Source organism: Pseudoxanthomonas sp. UTMC 1351 (assembly GCF_040948865.1).
Classification (GTDB): Bacteria; Pseudomonadota; Gammaproteobacteria; order Xanthomonadales; family Xanthomonadaceae; genus Pseudoxanthomonas_A.
On the sequence record NZ_JAVGJT010000003.1, the window covers coordinates 1 to 16,143 of the forward strand.

The 16,143-nt window shown below is 61.4% G+C and carries 14 protein-coding genes, 1 tRNA gene and 1 pseudogene; 10 read left to right on the top strand and 6 right to left on the bottom strand.

Going from position 1 to position 16,143, the window contains the following annotated elements:
- Nucleotides 1-257 precede the first annotated feature (257 nt).
- From rpmI to AB6O04_RS01770, 10 genes and pseudogenes are all read left to right on the top strand, one after another.
- Entirely contained in the window at nucleotides 258-455 is a 198-nt protein-coding gene (gene rpmI / locus AB6O04_RS01725) for a 50S ribosomal protein L35 (protein WP_337342344.1), read from the top strand.
- 10 nt (nucleotides 456-465) lie between these two features.
- Entirely contained in the window at nucleotides 466-825 is a 360-nt protein-coding gene (gene rplT, locus AB6O04_RS01730; protein ID WP_337342343.1) for a 50S ribosomal protein L20, read from the top strand.
- Between the two features lie 221 nt (nucleotides 826-1,046).
- The gene (pheS, locus tag AB6O04_RS01735; RefSeq protein WP_368561910.1) at nucleotides 1,047-2,042 is read left to right on the top strand and encodes a phenylalanine--tRNA ligase subunit alpha; all 996 of its coding nucleotides are present in this window, start codon (nucleotides 1,047-1,049) and stop codon (nucleotides 2,040-2,042) included.
- A 123-nt stretch (nucleotides 2,043-2,165) separates the two neighbouring features.
- Nucleotides 2,166-4,568 carry a phenylalanine--tRNA ligase subunit beta gene (gene pheT / locus AB6O04_RS01740; protein WP_368561911.1) on the top strand — a complete coding sequence of 801 codons (2,403 nt, stop codon included), beginning with the start codon at nucleotides 2,166-2,168 and terminating at the stop codon, nucleotides 4,566-4,568.
- A 46-nt stretch (nucleotides 4,569-4,614) separates the two neighbouring features.
- Nucleotides 4,615-4,914, top strand: a complete 300-nt coding sequence (locus AB6O04_RS01745) for an integration host factor subunit alpha (RefSeq protein ID WP_055936063.1) — start codon at nucleotides 4,615-4,617, stop codon at nucleotides 4,912-4,914.
- On the top strand, nucleotides 4,895-5,251 hold the full coding sequence (locus tag AB6O04_RS01750; RefSeq protein WP_093281672.1) for a MerR family transcriptional regulator: 357 nt from the start codon (nucleotides 4,895-4,897) through the stop codon (nucleotides 5,249-5,251). Before AB6O04_RS01745 ends, AB6O04_RS01750 begins: the two co-directional genes overlap by 20 nt.
- An 80-nt stretch (nucleotides 5,252-5,331) precedes the next feature.
- Nucleotides 5,332-5,408: transfer RNA gene (locus AB6O04_RS01755), tRNA-Pro, on the top strand.
- 260 nt (nucleotides 5,409-5,668) lie between these two features.
- A pseudogene (locus AB6O04_RS01760) lies at nucleotides 5,669-7,004 on the top strand (MFS transporter).
- Nucleotides 7,005-7,242: 238 nt separating this feature from the next.
- Nucleotides 7,243-7,713 (top strand): cupin domain-containing protein, encoded by a 471-nt coding sequence (locus tag AB6O04_RS01765; RefSeq protein ID WP_368561912.1) that lies wholly within the window; start codon nucleotides 7,243-7,245, stop codon nucleotides 7,711-7,713.
- A gap of 683 nt (nucleotides 7,714-8,396) precedes the next feature.
- On the top strand, nucleotides 8,397-9,431 hold the full coding sequence (locus tag AB6O04_RS01770) for a TraB/GumN family protein (RefSeq protein ID WP_368561913.1): 1,035 nt from the start codon (nucleotides 8,397-8,399) through the stop codon (nucleotides 9,429-9,431).
- 153 nt (nucleotides 9,432-9,584) lie between these two features.
- Here the strand turns inward: AB6O04_RS01770 and AB6O04_RS01775 are convergent, their stop codons facing one another.
- The 6 genes from AB6O04_RS01775 to AB6O04_RS01800 all read right to left on the bottom strand — a co-directional run bounded on the left by AB6O04_RS01775 (nucleotide 9,585) and on the right by AB6O04_RS01800 (nucleotide 15,965).
- Nucleotides 9,585-9,980, bottom strand: coding sequence for a 4-oxalocrotonate tautomerase family protein (locus AB6O04_RS01775; protein ID WP_368561914.1), 396 nt, complete (start codon nucleotides 9,978-9,980; stop codon nucleotides 9,585-9,587).
- 48 nt (nucleotides 9,981-10,028) lie between these two features.
- Nucleotides 10,029-10,445 (bottom strand): MarR family winged helix-turn-helix transcriptional regulator, encoded by a 417-nt coding sequence (locus AB6O04_RS01780; RefSeq protein WP_368561915.1) that lies wholly within the window; start codon nucleotides 10,443-10,445, stop codon nucleotides 10,029-10,031.
- Between the two features lie 218 nt (nucleotides 10,446-10,663).
- Nucleotides 10,664-12,571: a 1-deoxy-D-xylulose-5-phosphate synthase gene (dxs, locus tag AB6O04_RS01785; protein WP_368561916.1), complete on the bottom strand. Its 1,908-nt coding sequence runs from the start codon at nucleotides 12,569-12,571 to the stop codon at nucleotides 10,664-10,666.
- Nucleotides 12,572-12,766: 195 nt separating this feature from the next.
- Nucleotides 12,767-13,423 (bottom strand): HNH endonuclease, encoded by a 657-nt coding sequence (locus AB6O04_RS01790; RefSeq protein WP_368561917.1) that lies wholly within the window; start codon nucleotides 13,421-13,423, stop codon nucleotides 12,767-12,769.
- A 163-nt stretch (nucleotides 13,424-13,586) separates the two neighbouring features.
- Nucleotides 13,587-15,377: an acyl-CoA dehydrogenase C-terminal domain-containing protein gene (locus AB6O04_RS01795; RefSeq protein ID WP_368561918.1), complete on the bottom strand. Its 1,791-nt coding sequence runs from the start codon at nucleotides 15,375-15,377 to the stop codon at nucleotides 13,587-13,589.
- A gap of 111 nt (nucleotides 15,378-15,488) precedes the next feature.
- The gene (locus AB6O04_RS01800; RefSeq protein ID WP_368561920.1) at nucleotides 15,489-15,965 is read right to left on the bottom strand and encodes an LEA type 2 family protein; all 477 of its coding nucleotides are present in this window, start codon (nucleotides 15,963-15,965) and stop codon (nucleotides 15,489-15,491) included.
- Between the last annotated feature and the right edge of the window lie 178 nt (nucleotides 15,966-16,143).

Genomic DNA, 16,143 nt, shown 5'->3' on the forward strand with positions numbered 1-16,143 from the left:
CGCTCCTACAAGGGGCCAGAGGCTGCTCACGTCGGTTTCGGTACCGAAACCTCCTGATTTGCAAGGGAAACCAGTCCCAGGCATAATACGCGGCCCAGTTCATCGGGTTGCCGTTCGCGGCATCATGGAACCTGTTGCGATTCCTCTGGAATCAGCAGCTTACAAGCCGGTTTGGGCAGGATGGAAAGCGTGGCTGCCTCAGTTGAGGTAAAGCTGCCGCCCAGGTCAGTGACAGAAAACTCCCTAAGGACATCGCAATGCCCAAGATCAAGACCCATCGGGCGGCGGCCAAGCGCTTCCGGAAGACCGCTTCCGGCAAGTACAAAGGCGGCCACGCCAACAAGAGCCACATCCTCACCAAGAAGACGACCAAGCGGAAGCGCAACCTCCGCGGCACGAATATTATTCGCGCCGAGGACAGCAGCCGTCTTGACCGTATGCTTCCGTATCTCTGAGGACTGACCAATGGCACGAGTCAAACGTGGTGTAACGGCACGCCGCCGTCACAAGAAAATCCTGAAGCTGGCGAAGGGCTATTACAACGCCCGTCGCAAAGTCTTCCGCGTCGCCAACCAGGCCGTCATCAAGGCCGGTCAGTACGCCTATATCGGCCGTAAGCAGAAGAAGCGCAATTTCCGCTCGCTGTGGATCACCCGCATCAATGCGGCGGCCCGCATCAACGGCATGAGCTACAGCCGCTTCATCAATGGCTTGCTCAAGGCTGGCATCACCCTGGATCGCAAGGTGCTGGCGGACATCGCCGTGCACGATCCGGTGGGTTTTGCGGCCCTGGCTGAAAAAGCAAAGGGCGCGCTCGCGGCGTAAGCCAGCGATCTCCACCGTAAAGCAGTACTGGCAGTTCATCGCCGAACACGTGGGGAAGGGCGCAAGTCCTTCCCCATTGTTTTTTGTGGCCCGCTATCCCTGTTGTAGGAGCGACGTGAGTCGCGATGAAGCTTTACTGGGAAAGCTTCATCGCGACTCACCAGTACCGGCATGCCGGCCCCACTCCTATACCAGGGACGTACAACTAATCCGGGTAATTCATGAGCGATATCGAAACCCTGTCCACGCAAGCACTCGCCGACGTTGCATCCGCGCAAACGCCCGACGCGCTGGAGCACCTGCGTGTGGCATTGCTCGGCAAACACGGCAGCGTCACCGCGCAGCTAAAGCAGTTGGGCACGCTGCCTGCCGATCAACGCAAGGCGGCTGGTGAGGCAATCAACCGCGCACGCGATGCAATTTCCGAAGCGCTATCCACACGTAAAGTCGTTCTCGAAGACGTGGCGCTGGACGCCCGCCTCGCCGGCGAGACCATCGACATCACGCTGCCCGGTCGCAATCCCACCCGCGGCGGCCTGCACCCAATCAGTCGTACCTTGGAACGCATCGCGGACATTTTCGGCCGACTGGGCTACGAACTATCCGACGGTCCGGAAATCGAGGACGACTGGCACAACTTCGAAGCACTGAACTTCCCGCCGCACCATCCGGCGCGTGCGATGCACGATACGTTCTACTTCGGTGATGGCCGTCTGCTGCGCACGCACACTTCCGGCGTGCAGGTGCGCTACATGGGCGAACACACACCGCCACTGCGCATGATCGCCGCTGGCAAGGTTTACCGCAGCGACAGCGATCAGACCCATTCGCCGATGTTCCACCAGGTGGAAGGCCTGTTGGTTGATGAGCATTCCACATTGGCCGATCTCAAGGGCACGCTGACCGAGTTTGTCCGCGCCTTTTTCGAACGTGATTTCGAGATGCGTTTCCGGCCCAGCTATTTCCCGTTCGTCGAACCCGGCGCGGAGGTCGATATCGCCTGGCAGCAGCCGGACGGCAGCACGCGCTGGCTGGAAGTGCTGGGTTGCGGCATGGTGCATCCCAATGTGCTGAGGAACTGTGGCATCGACCCGGAACGCTACACCGGCTTCGCGTTTGGCATGGGCGTTGAGCGCTTCGCGATGCTGCGCTATGGCGTCAATGACCTGCGCGCATTCTTCGAAAACGACGTGCGGTTTTTGAGGCAGTTTGCTTGAAGGCTGGGAACAGGGAACCGGGAATGAAGGTGAAAGCACCGCCTATTGTTCCCGCGGTATCGCCGATTTCCTGATCCCGCATTCCCCGTTCCCTGTTCCCCGTTCCCGCTTCTGGCTTAACTCATGAAATTCTCTGAAAACTGGCTGCGCAGCCATGTGCCCACCAACGCGACGCGCGAAGAGCTCGCCGCTACGCTGACGGCTATTGGTCTTGAGGTGGAAGAGGTCGTTGCGCTAGGCGAAAACCTTGCTCAAGTCGTGGTGGCTCGCATCGTCGATTGCGCCAAACACCCGGAAGCGGATCGCCTGCAGGTTTGCCAGGTCGATGCGGGACAGGGTGAATTGCTGCAGATCGTCTGCGGTGCGCCGAATGCCCGCCCCGGTCTTGTCGCGCCACTGGCGATGGTGGGTGCGAGCGTCGCCGGGATAAGCATCAAGGCGGCCAAGCTGCGTGGCGTGGAATCCAACGGCATGTTGTGTTCGGCCAAGGAGCTGGGCATCGACGCCGATGCCTCCGGGCTATTGGAACTGCCGGACGACGCGCCGATTGGCGCTTCCATCGCCGAATACCTGGGCCTCCCAGACGCCAGCATCGAGATCAAGCTCACCCCCAATCGCGCTGATTGCTTCGGCGTGCGCGGCATCGCCTATGACGTGGCAGCCGCTTGCGGCAGTCACGTGGTCGCTTTCGACGCGACGCCGATGCCGGCACTGAACGATAAAACGCTGCGGGTGGAACTCAACGCCGGTGCCGATGCGCCGCGCTATTGCGGCAGGATCATCGAAGGCATCGACGCTACCGCCAAGACGCCTGTCTGGATGGCCGAACGCCTGCGTCGCAGCGGCGTGCGTCCGGTCTCGCTGCTGGTGGACATCACCCAGTACGTGATGCTGGAACTGGGCCAGCCCATGCATGCCTTCGATCGCGACACGCTGCAAGGCCCCGTAGGAGCGCGCTGGTCGCGGAAAGGCGAAACGGTAAAGCTGCTGGATGGCCGCGATGCCGCGCTCGATGACGATTTCCTGGTCATCACCGATGCCGACCGCGTCGTCGCGCTGGCCGGTGTTATGGGCGGCTTCGATACCCGCGTTACCGATGCGACGAAAAACGTGTTCCTGGAGGCGGCGCATTTCGCGCCCTCGGCCATCATCGGTCGTGGCCGTAAGCTGGGCTTGCATACGGACGCTTCGCATCGCTTCGAACGTGGTGTGGATCCGGATCTGCCGACGCAGGCGATCGAAGTCGCCACCCGGCTGGTCGTCGAGTTGGCCGGCGGTACGCCAGGCCCTGTGACGACAGCCGAGCTTCCCGAGCATCTGGCCGCGCCTTCTGCGATCCATCTGCGCCGCGCACGTGTCGCACGGCTGCTTGGCATCGAGATTGCCGACAGCGATGTCGAACGCATCCTGCGCGCGCTGGGCATGCAGACTGCGGCGGTGCCGGATGGTTGGAGCGTAGTGGCCCCACGCCGCCGCTTCGATATCGCTATCGAAGAGGATCTGATCGAAGAACTGGCGCGCATCCACGGTTACGACCGCATACCCATTACCTTGCCCGGCAGCGCTACCCGGCTCGTTGCGCCGACTGAGATGCAGCTGGAAGCATCGACGGTGCGTCGCCAGCTTGCTGCGCGTGATTATCTGGAAACAGTCAACTACGCCTTCGTCGATGCCGCGCTGCTGACGCAATGGGGTGTGAGCGAGGGCGCTGTTCCTTTGGCCAATCCCCTGAGCGCGGAATTGGGCGTGATGCGCACCCGGTTGCTGCCCGGGCTGGTATCGGCAGTGCAGCGCAACGCGGCAAGGCAAGTGGGACGAGTGCGATTGTTCGAACTGGGCAATGTGTTCGAAAGCCGGGAATCGGGAACCGGGAATAGGGAATCGGCGAAAGGCGAAGCGCCGGTCGAAATTCTGCGCGTCGCAGGTGCGATCTGTGGCGATGCAAAAACCGAGCAGTGGGGCGAGCCTGCGCGCAAAGCCGATTTTCATGATCTCAAGGGTGACCTGGACAGCTTGGCTGCCGCGGCCGGCGCCACGTTGGAATACCGCTCTTCGCAGTACGGTTTTGGCCACCCGGGCAGGTCCGCGGATATCTACCGCGATGGCCAGCTGGTTGGGTGGATTGGGCAGCTGCATCCGCGGCTGCAGCGCGACCTGGACTTGGACGTGGATGTGCTCGCGTTCGAAGTCGATCTGCTGCCGCTAACGGCGCGTTCGCTACCAAGGGCCATGGAGTTGTCGCGCTTCCCGTCTGTCCGGCGGGACTTGGCGTTCGTCGTGGCCGACAAGGCTCCCTGGGCAGCCATTGAGGCCACCGTCAGGGCCGCCGCGGGCCCGCTGCTGCGGGATTTATTGCTGTTCGACCGGTACGTGGGTCAGGGGGTCGAATCGGGACACAAAAGCCTGGCTATGGGCTTGATTTTGCAGGACAACTCACGCACCCTGACCGAACGCGACGTGGATGAAGTCGTTTCCACGGCCATGGCTGCCATTGAGCGAGAACACGGCGCCAGGATCCGCGGATGAAACATGCGAATGCGATAGCAAGGCTGGCAATAGGGGAGCAGTACCCATGGCACTGACCAAGGCCGAAATGGCCGAGCGTCTGTTCGACGAAGTCGGGCTGAACAAGCGCGAGGCCAAGGAGTTCGTGGACGCGTACTTCGACGTGCTGCGCGAAGCATTGGAGCAGGGTCGGCAGGTGAAGCTGTCCGGCTTCGGCAATTTCGACTTGCGGCGCAAGAATCAGCGCCCTGGCCGCAATCCCAAGACGGGTGAAGAGATTCCAATTTCGGCGCGCACGGTCGTGACGTTCAGGCCAGGCCAGAAACTCAAGGAGCGGGTGGAGACATATGCTGGATCCGGGCAGTAATCGCGAACTTCCGCCGATACCGGCGAAGCGTTATTTCACCATCGGCGAAGTCAGCGAGCTGTGCGACGTCAAGCCGCACGTGCTGCGTTATTGGGAAACCGAATTTCCCAGCCTGGAGCCGGTCAAGCGCCGCGGCAATCGCCGCTACTATCAACGCCACGATGTGCTGATGGTGCGCCAGATCCGCGGCCTGCTGTACGAGCAGGGTTACACCATCGGCGGCGCACGGCTGCGGCTGGAAGGCGAGGGTGCCAAGCAGGAATCGGCGCTCAGCAACCAGATCGTCAAGCAGGTTCGCATGGAGTTGGAAGAAATCCTTCAGCTGCTACGGCGCTGACCCGCAGCTTCCGCTGGGAGAATGGCCGGAAATGCGGCTATAATTGCCGCCCGTCGCAAGGCGGGATGATTTGCTTAGTTCGGGGCGTAGCGCAGCCTGGTAGCGCATCTGCCTGGGGGGCAGAGGGTCGTCGGTTCAAATCCGGCCGTCCCGACCAATCGCAAATCCGCATAAAACCCGCCGCCGTGCGGGTTTTTTCATGTGTACTGCCGCAGCACGAATCAGACAGCCAAACGTCGGGTCAGGTGAAACACATCCAGGCCAACAGCACCTGCGTGGCCAGTGCCTAGCCAGATGGTCGTATCTACGTCTTCGTTCGGGTGTCGTAAGGTAGCGATCCCGCACGATCGTCCGTGAACACGCACCGCATTGCGTCATCCGGGCACATGGTGCACAGACCGCAAGAGGCGATTCCCAATGAGTAGCGCTGTCGATCTACCCGTCGCGCCCTCGGCCGTGCCCGTGTCCGCCCTGCGGCGCTCGGTATCCAATACCCTCAAGGGGTCGGCCGGCAACCTGGTCGAATGGTTTGATGTCTACGTGTATTCGGTGTTCGCGACTTACTTCGAGTCGCAGTTTTTTTCGCCCGAAGACAAGAACTCAACCATCTATGTGTGGGCCATCTTCGCCACGACCTTCCTGATGCGCCCGATCGGCGCCTGGTACTTCGGCCGCTTCGCGGACCGCTATGGCCGCCGCCGGGCGCTGACTGTTTCGATCAGCATGATGGCGGCCTGTTCCTTCGTCATTGCGATCACGCCCACCGCCGCCAGCATCGGCATCGGCGCTGCACTGATGCTGCTGCTCGCGCGCCTGCTGCAGGGCTTCGCCACTGGCGGCGAGTACGGCACCAGCGCAACCTATATGTCCGAAGCCGCCATTCCTCGCCACCGCGGTTTCCTGTCCTCCTTCCACTACGTCACCCTAGTGGGCGGCCACGTGCTGGCGCAGTTGACGCTGTTATTGATGCTGAGCTTCCTGGATAAATCGGAGGTTTCCGAATGGGGTTGGCGCGTGGCGTTCGGTATCGGCGGTGTCGCCGCGATCGTGGTGTTCTGGCTGCGCCGGAGCATGGACGAATCGCTGGGCGAGAACCTCATTGAAGCGGCCAAATCGGGCACGGCCAAGGCATCCGGCTCGATGCGCGAGCTGTTCGTGAACCAGTGGCGGCCGCTGTTGCTGTGCTTTTTGATCACCGCCGGCGGCACCGTGGCGTTCTATACGTATTCGGTCAACGGCCCAAAGATGATCCAGGCCGCCTTTGCCGGCGACGACGTGATCACCGGCACGTGGATCAACCTGGGCGTATTGGCATTCCTGATGGTGTTGCAGCCCGTCGGTGGCTGGCTGTCGGACGTTATCGGGCGCAAGAGCCTGCTCGTGTTCTTCGGCATTGGCGGCGTGCTCTACACCTGGTACATGATCGGCGCATTGCCCAGGCAGAGTGATGCCGGGACGGCCTTCCTGATTCTGGCAGTGGGCTTCGTCATCCTCACCGGCTACACCTCGATCAACGCGGTGGTAAAGGCGGAGTTGTTCCCTACCCACGTGCGCGCTAGGTGTGGGCTTGGGCTATGCGCTGGCTAACTCGTTGTTTGGTGGTACCGCGCCGCTTTTGTACCAGGGCGCCCTCAAGACCGGTCAGGTCGGCAACTACATCACCTACGTCACCGCGGTGATCACCGTGTCGCTGGTGGTCTACATTTTCTTCTTGAAGAACAAAGGCGCGAACTGGCTGGATGGCACCCGCTAAGTCGAATTCATCCGGCCACTTCTTGGCGCCTTCAGCGACCTTTCTGCACGGGTCGCCGGTAGCGCAATCCGCTGCGCCTCTGCCTCAGGGCGGAGGATGGTCGGCTCATATTCGGCCCGTCTGGACCGTTCGCCAATCCGCTCTAGCGCTCTCCACCACGCGGTTTTCTCTTGTAGCGGCACCCGCCGCCGTACCGGCCCTAGCGACAAATATGACAATCAACGTATAGGATGCAGGCATGCATACGCGCGCCGAAGAACTGATCAGCACCCTACAGTTGTCCCCTCATCCTGAGGGCGGCTATTTCCGTCGCATCTACGAATCGGCCAAACGTACCGAAGTCAACGGACTGGAGCGGCCCACGCTGACCGCCATCAAGTATCTGTTGACCGCTGGCGTGACCAGCCGCTGGCACCGCGTGGATGCCACCGAGATATGGGATTGGCAGGAAGGCAGCCCGCTGGAACTGTCCATGTTCGATCCCGAAGCCCGCACCCTGAGCCGTGCGCAGTTGGATACCTCCGCGCGGGGTGGTCAGCAGTCGCAGGTGGTACCGGCGGGCGTTTGGCAAAGTGCCCGTTCGCTGGGCGACTACTCGCTGATGGACTGCTCGGTTTCACCAGGATTCGTCTGGAAAGGCTTCCAGCTGCTGGAAGAAAACAGCGAAGTCGCGCGCCAGCTGCGCGAAGCCGGCGGGCGGGTCGCCTGATTTGGTAGCCTGATTCAGGCGGGCGACTCCAGCCCGAATTGCTAGTCCTCGTAGGATGCGGTAAGCCGCAGGCGCACCGCATCGTTCGCGTTCCTGATCGGGAGGAGGCAATGGGTTCCGCGGCGGCCACGACAGATGCGGTTCGCTTTGCTCACCGCATCCTACGGCTATCCATGCGCGATCCGAGCGCAGGTGGTGCGGCCCAGCCCACGAGGTTAGGGTGGGTCGACCTGCGGATGGCGCTGAAGTTTCACCTTCGCATTCCTCGTAGGATGCGGGTAAGCCGCAGGCGCACCGCATCGTTCGCGTTCCTAATCGGGAGGAGGCAACTGGTTCCGCGGCGGCCACGACAGATGCGGTTCGCTTTGCTCACCGCATCCTACGGCTATCCATGCGCGATCCGAGCGTAAGTGGAGCGGCCCAGCCGACGAGGTCAGGGTTGGCTGGTCTGCGGATGACACGGAAGCTTCGCCTTCGCAGCTCCTCGCCTCCGGCCGACTACACCACGCAATGCCTGTGGTCGAGTGTGTGACGACACCTGCCCGAACGGCAGTTCAGTGTGAAGTTCTCCGAACTCTTTTAGCGTAGCGCCAATCAGGACCAGCCAGCTCTCGTTAGCTGGTTGGCTCCGATGCTCGATTGCTGATTCTTGCCTCGTCCACGGAACCTTTGGAGTGCCGTCCATGCGTCTGCTCTGCATTGCCACGCTATTGCTGTGTTTTACGTCCGTCGCCGCAGCGCAATCATCGGCGGCAGTGCAAGCCGCTCCCGCGGTACAACGCGGCATCTCCACTGCATTACCGGCGATCACCGATATGGACGTGATGGTCGTCAGTGGCGTGCAGCCAGGGCCCGGCATGTGGCGCGTCAGCAAGGGCGATCATGTGCTCTGGATAATGGGTACGCTGTCGCCGGTTCCAAAAAAAATGACTTGGCTTTCGCGGGATGTGGAAGCGACCATCGCCGTTTCGCAGCAGGTATTGAAATCGCCTGGAGCTTCCATCGATTCGGACCTTGGGATTTTTCGAAGTGCGCTGCTGATCCCGTCGCTGTTCAAGGCGCGCAAGAACCCGGATGGTGCCACCCTGAAAGAGGTACTGCCGCCGGATTTGTACGCGCGCTGGCAGGTGTTGAAACTCAAATATATCGGCCGAGACGCCGGCATCGAAAAATGGCGCCCGATCTTCGCCGCACACGAGTTGTACGAGGCGGCAATCAAGAAGTCGGGACTGGCTACCTCGGGTGTCGTCACTCCGGTGGTGGATAAGGCTGCCAAGCGGCACGACGTCAAGATCGTCTCGCCGATCGTCCGCCTGAAAGTCGAGGACCCCAAGAAAGCGATCAAGGAATTTTCGGGCACCGCGCTGGGCGACGTGGAGTGCTTTCGCAAGACCTTGGATCGCCTGGAAAACGATCTTCCCGTGATGACGCTGCGCGCCAACGCCTGGGCCATTGGCGATATCGAAGCGCTGCGCGCTTTGCCCTACGACGACCAGAATCGCGCGTGCATCCGCGCGATGTTGGAAGCAGGCGTTGCGCAGAAGCGTGGTCTGGATACGTTGCCGCAGAAAGTCGAAGCAGAATGGATGGCGGCCGCGGAAACCGCATTGCGGGAGAACGCCTCCACCTTCGCTCTGCTGCCGATCTCCGAATTGCTGAAGCCAGACGGCTACCTGGTCAAGTTGCAGGCCAAGGGCTATGAAGTAGAGGCGCCGTAGGGCGGGCCCAGGCCCGCCGATAGTGGAAAACGATGCTTGCCGAATAGCAGCGGAGCAAGCTCCGCTCTACGTAGAGCGGAGCTTGCTCCGCTGCTCTCCGATCGGCGCATATGGAAGCAAATTCACCAGCTTTCAGACCCGCTTTACAAGCATTCAACCCGGATGGTGGTAGCGATACTCCTGCGTCAGACCGCCATAGCCGTACGACGCCGCCCTGACGTCCTGGACATAGATATAGCTTTCCTCATGGACGTCGCCAAGGATGCTCTGAAACTCGGCAAAGGCTTCGCGGATGTACTGCTCCTTTTCCGCCTTCGTATTGGTTTCGTCGGTGATCTTTATATCGAAGTAGAAGCTGCTCTTTCGATGTTCCGACAGAGGAATGCCTGCCACTATCCAGCGAGAAGGATGGACGTAGTCGATAACGATCGCGGTGACGTCGGGATTCTTCTTCAGAATGCGACTTGTCAGTTCGGACAGCATCGCGGCAACACGTTGGGTGAGCTCGGAAGATTCTTCAGCGGCAATTTTGACGTTGAGGATAGGCATGGTGACGGTTCCTTATTGTTAGCTATGCAACTATTAGGGCAAATAAAATCACTCCAGCGCGGAACGCACACCCCGCACCTGGGTGACGGTTTCCTGAAAAACGGTATCGCTCAGTTTCCGTTTCAGCTTTCGGGTCACAGCAGCACTGGCTTCGTTGAGATCGGAAGCCATCGATAAGGCGGGCCTGGTCGGGTGAATGGCGACCAAGCGGTTGTCGTGACTCACGACTTGGCGTGTGATCAAGCCTTTGGATTCAAGTGCATCCAGCGCGCGCGTAGCGGTCGGACGCGCAATGGCCATTGCGTCGGCCAGTTCGGATTGAAGCGAACCGGGCGACGCGATGATCGCGCGCAGCATGAACGCCTGCGGCGGTGTAAGCCCGAGAGGTTGGAACGCCAAGGTCCATTCGCGTTCCAGTCGCCGGGCCAGGGCCGTGGTGTTGAAGTAGAGGCAGTGTTCGAACATGGCGGCAGCCTAGCACCATGTAATTAGCTATGCAACTATTTTCTGAGCCATGCTCGTGGTCGACGGTCAGGCGACTTTCGCGGGGTTTAACAACGGACGTAACGAAGAGCAGTGCAGCAAGCTACGCTCTACGTAGAGCCGAGCTTGCTCGGCTGAATGCTTCCGGAGCCAGGATCTAAAAGCAGCGGAGCAAGCTCCGCTCTACGAAAGCGGCGGGGTCAGCCCGCGGCGGTCAGCGACGGCTTGGCGGCGGCCAATTGCGGCCAGCGCTTGAGTACCGCGGTGCGGATGCCGTTGGCGTCGATACCAGCTTCGGCCAGCAGGTCTTCGCGGCTGGCATGGTGCTGGAACTCGTCCGGCAGTCCCAGGTGCAGCATCGGCAGCAGGACGTCCTCGGCATTCAGTAGTTCGGCCACGCCGGAACCGGCGCCGCCCATCACTACGTTGTCTTCGATGGTGACGAATCCCTGATGCGTCTTGGCCAGTTCCAGAATCAGGTCGCGGTCCAGCGGTTTGACGAATCGCATGTTGACCACCGTCAGCCCCAGCTCCCGGCCTACCGCTTCCGCCGCAGGTACTGTCGCGCCGAAGGCGAGCAATGCGACGCGCGAGCCCCGCTGGCGCAGGTCCGCCTTGCCGATGAGCAATGTATCCAAGTCAGGCAGCACCGCCACACCGGGACCGGTGCCGCGCGGGTAGCGCACCGCCGCCGGGCCTTGATAGTGAAAACCGGTGCTCAGCATCTTCCGGCATTCGTCTTCATCAGCGGGCGCCATCACCACCATGTGCGGCACGCAGCGCAGATAACTCAGGTCCAGATTGCCTGCATGGGTGGCGCCGTCGGGACCCACCACGCCACCTCGGTCGATGGCGAACAGTACGTCCAGCTTCTGGATCGCCACATCGTGAACCAGCTGATCGTAGCCACGCTGCAGGAAGGTCGAATAAATCGCGACCACTGGCTTGCTGCCTTCGCAGGCCATGCCGGCGGCCAAGGTCACCGCGTGCTGTTCGGCGATGGCGACGTCGAAGTAGCGTTCCGGATATTCCTTGCTGAAGCGCACCAGGCCCGAGCCCTCGCGCATGGCGGGGGTGATGCCCAGCAACTTCGGATCGGCGGTGGCCATGTCGCACAGCCAGTCGCCGAACACGTCGGTATAGGTGGGCTTCTTGGCGCCAGCCTTGCTGATCAGGCCTTTCTCCGGATCGAACGGCCCCACCGCGTGGTAGCCGATCTGGTCGCCCTCAGCCAGTTCGTAGCCTTTGCCCTTGGTGGTCATGATGTGCAGCAACTGCGGACCTTTCAGGGTCTTGAGCACCTTCAGCGCGCCGACCAGCGCTTCGACATCGTGACCGTCGATCGGGCCGGTGTAGTGAAAGCCCATCTGTTCGAACAGGGTGGACGGCACGAACATGCCTTTCCAATGTTCTTCCCAGCGGCGCATGAAGCGCGCCGGCGGTTTCTTCTTGTCGCCCAGCAGTTTCTTGCCGCCTTCGCGCAGCGCATTGAGGGTGCGGCTGCTGCTCATGCGGCCCAGCATCTTGGTCAGGCCACCAACATTTTCCGAAATCGACATCTGATTGTCGTTGAGGATCACCAGCAGGTTGGGTTCGGGTTCCATGCCGCCGGCATGATTCAGCGCCTCGAACGCCATGCCGGCCGTCATCGCGCCGTCGCCGATCACCGCGACGACTTTGCGCTCATCGCCGGCTTGCGCGAGTGCGATGGCCATGCCCAGCGCGGCCGAGATCGAAGTGGATGAATGGCCCACGCCGAACGTGTCGAATTCGCTTTCTTCGCGCTTGGGGAACGGCGCCACGCCGTCTTTCTGTTTGACGGTGTGGATTTGGTCGCGGCGTCCGGTGAGGATCTTGTGCGGATAGCACTGGTGGCCGACATCCCACACCAGCCGGTCTTCCGGCGTTTCGTACAAATAGTGCAGCGCCACGGTTAATTCGATCACGCCAAGTCCGGCGCCGAAATGCCCGCCGCTCTTGCCCACGGATTCGATCAGATAGGCCCGCAACTCCTCGGCGATGGCCGGAAGCTCGGATTCGTCGAACCGGCGAAGGTCGGCGGGAGTCTCAATGCGGGACAGGTGGGGATAGCGAACGGAATCGATCATTAGGGGCTGGCTTTAGCTGACCGGCTATTTTCCCCCCGTTGTGTGAAGTGGGGCAAGGGAGCGGGTGAAGAGTGAATGGGCGCACGAGGGAAGAGTGAAGGATCAAGGGTGAAGAAAAGCGACAACCGGGCCTGTCCGCTTGGCCGGGAAGCGCAGCGCTGCTGCTTTACCGTTTGCCCTTAACCCTTTACCACTTCACATCGAAAGCTTCGACCGCTTCGGCAGGTGCGCCTTGAGGAACGCCATCTGATCGGCCAGGATGTTGCGGTTGGACAGGATCAGGTGCTCGATCCAGCTGGGCCGGTAGGGGACCGCCAGCAGGGGCATGTTGGCCTGTTGCGGGGTCCGGTTCGATTTGCGGGAATTACATTGGAAACAGGCAGTTACCACGTTTTCCCAGGTGTCCCGGCCGCCTTTTGACAACGGTAGCACATGGTCGCGGGTCAGGTGCGGGCGCGAGTATTCGTGGCCGCAATACATGCACAGCTGGGCATCCCGCGCGAACAAGGCGGTGTTGGTCAGCGTCGGGGTGGGCGACAGCGCCTGTGCCCGTGCATGGCCGCGAGAAGCCACGATCGGATGCAGTTCGATGATGCTTTGTTCGCCCGTTTTGCGGCAGGTGCCGCCATGCACGCGCAGGCAGGGATCACCCAGCGTCCAGGCCACGGCATCGCGGGCATAGAGGCACGTCGCATCTTGCCAGTTGATCCAATCCAACACCCGGCCGTGCGCGTCGAGCGATAGCAATCGCACGCTGGCGGAAGAACGATTGGAATGGGGAGACGCAAGCGATACCGGGTTCTCGGGGACACCGGTTCCTACCAGGTGAAGCTGAGCTCTGTCTGCTTCCATGGGGAAGCAGGTTATACCTAATTGTTGACGAAATGTGTACAGGCGGCGTGGCCGCAGGCCTGATGTAGGAGCGCCGTCTCGGCTTGAACTCTTCGCTTCTATCGCGATCTGACACGAAGAGCTCGCGCCGAGACGGCGCTCCTACCAAAAGCGTTCTTGACGGCTATTCGCCGAAGCGCTCGGGCGCCATGGTCATCAGCGGTGCGGCACCGGATTCGATCGCTGCCGCATGTGCCAAAGTGCGTGGCAGGATGCGTGCGAAATAGAACTGAGCAGTCTCCCGTTTGCTCTGTTTGAACGCCTGGCCATGAGCAGACGCCTCGGCGGCCGCCACGCTGCGCGCCCACCAATAGGCCAGTGCCACATAACCGGAATAGAACAGATAGTCGTAGCTCGCTGCGCCGATTTCTTCCGGGTCGCCGCTGGCGCGCTGCAGAACGTTCCGGGTCAGCTGCGCCCATTCGGTGGATTTCTCGCGCAGCGGTCCGATAAATTCCGCCACGGCCGGATTGCCTTCGTTCTCGCGAATAAAAGCCTCTATCTGCGCCAGGAACAGCTTCAGGCCGGCACCCCGGGTGGCGGCGGTCTTGCGGCCCATCAGGTCGAGCGCCTGGATGCCGGTGGTTCCCTCGTACAAGGTGGTGATGCGGGCATCACGCGCCAACTGCTCCATGCCGTGCTCATGGATGTAGCCATGTCCGCCGAAGCATTGCAGCGCGTGGTAGGTGTTCTCCACGCCCCATTCGGTCTGGCAGGCCTTAGAGATCGGGGTCAGGAAACTCACCAGCACGTCAGCTTGTTCCCGTTCGGCCGGGTCGGGCGAATGGAGGGCGACATCGATCAGCGTGCCAGCATGCAAAGCCAACAGTCGGCTACCTTCCACCAGCGACTTGACCGTCAGCAGCATGCGGCGCACGTCCGGATGCACGATGATAGGGTCGGCTGGTTTTTCGGGAAATTTCGGGCCGCTCAGCGAACGTGTCTGCAAGCGATCGCGCGCATAGTGCAGTGCGTTTTGATAGGCGCGTTCGGATAGCGCGATGCCTTGCAGGCCCACGCCCAGGCGGGCGGTATTCATCATGGTGAACATCGCCTGCAGTCCTTTGTGCGGCTGTCCGACCAGATAGCCCTGTGCGCCATCGAAATTCATCACGCAGGTCACCGATCCCTTGATGCCCATCTTGTGTTCGATGGAGCCGCAACGCAGTGCATTGCGCTCGCCCACCGAGCCGTCGCGCGCCACTTTGAACTTGGGCGTGACGAACAGCGAAATACCCTTTGCGCCGGCGGGTGCGTCGGGTAGCTTCGCCAACACCAGATGCACGATGTTTTCAGTCAGGTCGTGCTCGCCCGCGGTGATGAAGATCTTGGTGCCGGTGATGGCATAGCTGCCATCGCCGTTGGGTTCGGCGCGCGTCTTCAGTAAGCCCAGGTCGGTGCCGCAATGCGGCTCGGTGAGGCACATGGTGCCGGTCCAGCGGCCGTCCACCAGCGGCTTCAAGAAAACCTCGCGCTGCCAGTCTTCGCCGTGTTGCTTGAGGGCTTCCACCGCGCCGTGCGACAGCAGCGGGAAATTGCCCCAGGCCAGGTTGGCGGCATTGACCAGTTCATTCAGCGGCACGCCCATGGTGTGCGGCAGGCCCTGTCCGCCGAAATCCGGTGAAGCGGTCAGGCCGATCCAGCCGCCTTCCATGTACTGGCGGTAAGCCGCCTTGAATCCGGGCGGCGTGGAGACTTCGCCAGTCGCCGGATCGAAGGTACTGCCCACTTCATCGCCGACACTGTTCAACGGCGCCAACACGGTTTCGGTGAAGCGTGCGGCTTCGTCCAGCACGGCATCGAGAATGTCGCGCGACGCGTCCGGATAACCGAGACGGGCGAATAAAGGCTCGACTTTCAGAACATCGTAGAGCGCGAAGCGAATGTCGGTGAGTGGGGCTTTGTAGCTGCTCATTGCAGGATTCTCGAGGTTTGTAGGAGCGCCGTCTCGGCGCGAGCTCTTCCTGTCAGATCGCGATAGAAGCAAGAGCTCGCGCCGAGACGGCGCTCCTACAGGAAAAGGGTGTCAGCGCAGCACGCCGTCCAGCCCGGGAACCGGACTGAGCGTATTGCGGGTATCGACGTCAAAGTTGCGGATCTTGCCTTCTTCAGGCAGCGCATCGATCTGGCCTTTCAGCGTGTATGCCAGCGTTCGCCTGCCTGCCAAGGCATCGGCGACGACGATGCGGGCTTCGGAAGTGGGAGTGAAGGGCAGACTGACCACGTCGGCCGATTCGGGCCCCACGGACAACCGCGGTGCGCCTTGCAATGTGCCGGCGTTCTGGTCGGCGACGGTCATCGCCACATTGAGGCTGTCGAACCGCATCGGAATGCTGCTGTAGTTCTGAAGGCGCACATCCAGGGTCCAGCGGCCATCTACGTGGACGGTGAGCTGCTGGATGCTGGCGGCGGGCTCCGAAACCCTCCTGACCCTGCCATCACCGCACGCGCTCAACAGCGCCATTACCAGCAGGATCGCTACATATGACCAACGCCTACGCATGCCGTCGCTCCGTTTGAAAGGGTAGCGAAGGATACTACGGCGTATGGCGGCTGGTATTGCCCCATTGCGGCGCCAATCTCAGCCTGATTGATCCGCGCCTCCGAATGGTGTGCTGCAGCATGCATCGCAGCCTGCGATGTGGTTGTCGAGACGGTTGCCTACGGGGGTGCAGCCCTTT

What these genes read in the sequence shown, in the direction of transcription:
- rplT (WP_337342343.1), top strand. Translation starts at nt 466, where the DNA reads ATGGCACGAGTCAAACGTGGTGTAACGGCACGCCGCCGTCACAAGAAA.
- AB6O04_RS01800 (WP_368561920.1), bottom strand. Translation starts at nt 15,965, where the DNA reads ATGCGTAGGCGTTGGTCATATGTAGCGATCCTGCTGGTAATGGCGCTG.
- dxs (WP_368561916.1), bottom strand. Translation starts at nt 12,571, where the DNA reads ATGATCGATTCCGTTCGCTATCCCCACCTGTCCCGCATTGAGACTCCC.
- AB6O04_RS01770 (WP_368561913.1), top strand. Translation starts at nt 8,397, where the DNA reads ATGCGTCTGCTCTGCATTGCCACGCTATTGCTGTGTTTTACGTCCGTC.
- AB6O04_RS01790 (WP_368561917.1), bottom strand. Translation starts at nt 13,423, where the DNA reads ATGGAAGCAGACAGAGCTCAGCTTCACCTGGTAGGAACCGGTGTCCCC.
- AB6O04_RS01745 (WP_055936063.1), top strand. Translation starts at nt 4,615, where the DNA reads ATGGCACTGACCAAGGCCGAAATGGCCGAGCGTCTGTTCGACGAAGTC.
- AB6O04_RS01765 (WP_368561912.1), top strand. Translation starts at nt 7,243, where the DNA reads ATGCATACGCGCGCCGAAGAACTGATCAGCACCCTACAGTTGTCCCCT.
- AB6O04_RS01795 (WP_368561918.1), bottom strand. Translation starts at nt 15,377, where the DNA reads ATGAGCAGCTACAAAGCCCCACTCACCGACATTCGCTTCGCGCTCTAC.
- pheT (WP_368561911.1), top strand. Translation starts at nt 2,166, where the DNA reads ATGAAATTCTCTGAAAACTGGCTGCGCAGCCATGTGCCCACCAACGCG.
- AB6O04_RS01780 (WP_368561915.1), bottom strand. Translation starts at nt 10,445, where the DNA reads ATGTTCGAACACTGCCTCTACTTCAACACCACGGCCCTGGCCCGGCGA.
- AB6O04_RS01750 (WP_093281672.1), top strand. Translation starts at nt 4,895, where the DNA reads ATGCTGGATCCGGGCAGTAATCGCGAACTTCCGCCGATACCGGCGAAG.
- rpmI (WP_337342344.1), top strand. Translation starts at nt 258, where the DNA reads ATGCCCAAGATCAAGACCCATCGGGCGGCGGCCAAGCGCTTCCGGAAG.
- pheS (WP_368561910.1), top strand. Translation starts at nt 1,047, where the DNA reads ATGAGCGATATCGAAACCCTGTCCACGCAAGCACTCGCCGACGTTGCA.
- AB6O04_RS01775 (WP_368561914.1), bottom strand. Translation starts at nt 9,980, where the DNA reads ATGCCTATCCTCAACGTCAAAATTGCCGCTGAAGAATCTTCCGAGCTC.